Here is a 4,770-nt window from a genome sequence, read left to right on the forward strand (position 1 = left end):
AATCATGACCTGAAAAAAAAAATACTCATTTTATATGAGGAGCGAAGTTTTTATGGTGATAATAGAGATACAGTTACTGCAATTGAAAACATGCTTGGTCATTTTCAGACTGAGGTCGATGAGGTTAAAATATCCGAGCAAACTATTTTTAAATTAAATAATTACGATTATGTTTTTGTTCTAGCCCTTGATCAAGAAATTGTAAAACCTAAATTTTATGATGCGCTTTCAAATTATAAAGGTGAAATTATTTGGTTAGGAAAGAGTATTGAACCCTTAATAGAACTTAAAAACTACCCAATAGAATACAATGGAGAAGTATTTGATTTGCTTTCTGTGACTTATAAAAAAGCGATGACAGGTGATGAAAAATCCTTTAGTATTGGAACAAAAAGAGCTTTTTATAAGATCAATAGTTTAAGCGATTCAAACGAAGTTTATTCGTGGCTATCAGATGGAAAAGAAAAGTTTCCATTTATTATGAAAAGCGAAAATTTGTACTATATTTCTAGAGTAGATATAAATGAACCTCTGTTCTATATTTTTTCTGATTTTATTGGACAATTACTTTATGAAAAAAAATATCAGGAGGATCGATTTTTAATTAGTATTGAAGATGTTCATGTTTTTAGTGACTATGACCATTTAAAAGAACTCGCGAAACTAATGCATGATAATCAAATGCCTTTTACAATTGGTTTAATACCTTACATTCAACAAGAGGGTGCTGATTATATCACTAGTTTCACCGAAGTTTATGAGTTTGTTGAAACTCTAAAGTATATGCAGGCAAATGGTGGCAGCATTATCTTGCATACCTATGTCCATGAAATGAATGATAACGCAGTAACCATAGGTGAACTCGAGCAAAGAGATATTAAACAATTTTTTGATAAAGCAATATCAGATTGCTTACAAAACGGATTGATACCTATAGGGTATGAAGCACCGCATGTATACTTATCAAAAAATGAATATGATGCACTTAAATCAATATTTAGCACAACATTTGGTCAAGTCTCGATAACAGAAAATAACTATATCATATACCCGTATGAACTCTATAACACATCAAGCTTTAATAAGTTATATCCCTTTAACTTGGGCTATATAAATCCAAATGAGCAAGATGCTTTTAAAATGATGGATAACAGATTAAAGCGTATTGAACTTGTAAATGGTTTTTTTGCAGGAATATATTTTCATAGCTCAGTTGAAAAACCATATCTAGAACGGTTGATTCAACTTTTAAAATCGAGTTCAATTAATTCATATGATCCCTTACAAGATTATCATACAATTTTGTCTCGAGATTTTGATATTATAATCGATTATGGTAGAGTTAGCGTAAACTCTTATATTGAAACAAAGGTTAAATCACCATTAGGAATTTTCATAGATAAAGTGGCATCAACTTTTTCTGTCATTTTATTAGTAGTTTCTTTGTTATTTATATCAATACTATTTTTTTCAATTAGAAGACAGAGAAAAAATCTTTTTAGATAGGAGCTAATATGCAATGGGTTGATAGTTTATTTTTATTCTCTATGATTTCGATCTGGGTTTTATTAATTACGAATATAATTCTGCTTTTCTTTGGACATCAATTCTCTGCTGATATGATGAAAAGGAAATCAGAGATTATTACAGATCTTGATCAATATCCAATGATATCAATTATGATACCAGCTCACAATGAAGAGAAAGTAATCTACAGAACTTTAAAAGCGATGGTTCAGATGAATTATCCTAAAGACAGGTATGAGATTATTGTGATTAATGACAATTCAAAAGATAAAACTGGTGAAATAATTGAAGGTGTTATTAAGGAGTATCCCAGCGCTTTAATTAAACATGTGGAAATAATAGGTGATAGAGGTGGGAAAGGTAAGTCCAATGCATTGAATTTGGGCTATGAACAATCTATTGGTGAGTATCTTGTCATATATGATGCCGACAACACACCTAATGGAATGGCTCTAAGATATTTAGTATATGAGATTCTTTCAAATCCCAAATATGGTGCAGTTATTGGCAAGTTTAGAACAAGAAACAAGAAAAAAAATATGCTAACTAAGTTTATAAATATTGAGACACTTTCTTTTCAGTGGATGGCTCAAGCTGGAAGATGGAAACTTTTTAAATTGTGTACAATTCCAGGTACAAATTTTATTATCCGAAGGCGTATAATCGAGGAAATAGGAGGATGGGATACTTCTGCCGTCGCAGAAGATACTGAAATTAGCTTTAGAATTTATGATATGGGCTATCAAATTGCCTTTATGCCTTTAGCTGAAACCTTTGAACAAGAACCAGAAACACTAAAGGTTTGGATGAAACAGAGAAGTAGGTGGGTTAATGGTAATATTTATGTTCTTGTAAAAAACTTGAGCGCGATTCACAAAATAAAGAATCCAAGTATTTTGTTTGATTTGTTTTATTATTTTAGCGTCTACTTCTTGTTCTTAACTTCTATAGTACTATCTGATATGATATTTATACTTGGGATTTTTACAGATGTTCAAATTCAAATTACTGGAAATTACATTGTGATATGGATTTTAAGTTATTTTATTTTCTTATTACAGATAACGATTACGCTTTCTGTTGAAAAAGGTGAAGTCGTTAGAGAAAATATATTTTTAGTAAGTATCATGTACTTCACATATTGTCAGCTTTGGCTAGCTGTAAGTATGCTTGGAATGTTTCAATTTTTAAAAAATACGATATTAAGGCAGAAAACTAAGTGGTACAAGACAGAAAGGTTTTAGGAGGTGGTCTCATGTATAAAACATTAAAAAAGAACACTATAAGCAGAATATCTACAATTCTAATAATAGTATTAATGGTATTAATGGTATTTAGTCAAACAGTTGTATTTGCAGAATCTTCTCAGAATTATTCCATCCAGATGGGCCGCTTCAATAATGAGGCAAATGCTATAAAATTGCAAGAAAAAATCACTTCAGATGGGAATAAGGCAATTGTTTTTAAGACGTCAAGTTACACAGTGTATTTTGGTTTGTATAGTAATAGAGAGGATGCTCTTAAAGCTTTATCACTTGCTCAAAAATATGTAAAGGATGCATACCCGATAAAAGTTAATGAAGCAGTTGCAAAAGCGTTTGAAAGTAACTTCAAAGTTGAGACAGAAGCCCCTGATACAGAAAACGCCGAGACAAATACCTCCGAAACTGACGTAACAGCTGAAATCGCAATTGAGGAAGCTAAAACTAATAATACAAATATTAATATTACAGCAGCTGGAAGTGCATATAACCAGTTGGTTGGTAATGATATTCTTTTACAAGGTGTTTATGGTCAAGCTTCAATGTTTTTTACTGTAAATGAATATTGGAATTTACATGATAATATCTATTTTGATCTATATTTCCAACATGCTTACACAGGGCTCGAACATGGTTCATCTATTACTGTTGAACTTAACGGCGTACCTGTTGAAAGTTTTTTTATTGACAAGTTAGGTTCATCAGAGCATGTAAAAAGAATTTTTTTATCAAAATCAGCTGTAAATCAAGGCTTTAATGAAATTAAAATAAGATCCTATCATAGAATCACAGACTTAATTTGTGAAGATGATACAAATCCAGCCAATTGGACCACAATATTTGGAAAGTCTTTTTTACACTTGGAATACAATGATGTTCAATCAGAATTAAGCTTAAGAACATTCCCTTTTCCGTATTTGAAAGCCTATGAGGATAAGCCCGTTCAATTTACTTTTTTAGTGAATGGAAAACCAAATTTTGACATTATTAAAACAATGATGACGATTGCCTCTGATTCAGGTAAACGCGTTAAGTTTAAAAATGTACAGTTTGAAGTTGTAGATCTAAAGAATATGAAGTCAGATGAGAATTATATTTTTATTGGCACAGATCTTCCTAAAGAGTTAAACTCAATTGTTGAGGTAAAATCTGGTTCTGAGATGTATATAGCACAAGGCCAACGTGGGGATAAAAACTCAATTCTTGCCATAATAGCAAGTCAAACTGAATACTTGCCTAGAATTGCTCGAGGATTGGCAAACGATGTATGGAAAGATCAACTTTCAAATAATTTTATAAGCTTTGATGATCAGGATTTAAGTTATCAAATAAGTGATGAAGAAAAAAATATTTTTAATTTTTCTGAACTAGGATACAGTAGTGTTACTCTAGAAGGTGCAAAAACCTCCACCGCTCAATTTTTTGTGGACATACCAGATAACTGGACACTTGAAAAAGAAGCAAGTATGATTTTAAAAATGCGATATTCAAAAGTAATAGATTATGACAATTCATCTGTATCAGCGATCATAAATGGTATACCAATTGGGAGTGAAATTTTACATGAAGAAGGTGCTGATGAGGATATCATTACATTTAAAATTCCGGAAGAGTTGAAAGAGTCTAAAGCATTTGCAATAAGTGTAAATGTCTACTTAGATGGAGACTTTGATTGCCAAGATGGTTCAATTAACACAAATTACTGGGCATATATTTCTAATGAAACCACACTCTACCTACCTCATGTTCCTAAATTAAAATATGATCTAAGTCACTATCCTGCTCCGTTTGTGAGCAATTTTCAAATGGACCAGTTGAACTTTGTGTTGGATACAAAGTTTGATATGGAAGAGGTTAATTTGCTTTTGGGAGTGGTTGGGTATTTATCACATGAAGTTAATAATGTCCCAGATTTTTCTATTACTTTGGATAATGGCATAAAAGATAAGAATAATATTTTCATTGTAAATTCAGATCGTAG

Annotated in this window: 3 protein-coding genes; all 3 read left to right on the forward strand. The window is 31.3% G+C overall.

Annotation, left to right across the window (positions count from 1 at the left end; all coding sequences use genetic code 11):
* On the forward strand, window positions 1-1,506 hold a 1,506-nt coding region (locus AC220I_RS18220), incomplete at its 5' end, for a DUF2334 domain-containing protein (RefSeq protein ID WP_486725295.1).
* Window positions 1,507-1,514: 8 nt separating this feature from the next.
* Window positions 1,515-2,771, forward strand: a complete 1,257-nt coding sequence (locus AC220I_RS18225) for a glycosyltransferase family 2 protein (protein ID WP_486725296.1) — start codon at window positions 1,515-1,517, stop codon at window positions 2,769-2,771.
* An 11-nt stretch (window positions 2,772-2,782) separates the two neighbouring features.
* A partial coding sequence (locus AC220I_RS18230; protein ID WP_486725297.1) for a cellulose biosynthesis cyclic di-GMP-binding regulatory protein BcsB occupies window positions 2,783-4,770 on the forward strand: 1,988 nt, incomplete at its 3' end.

The organism is Fusibacter sp., from assembly GCF_057447755.1.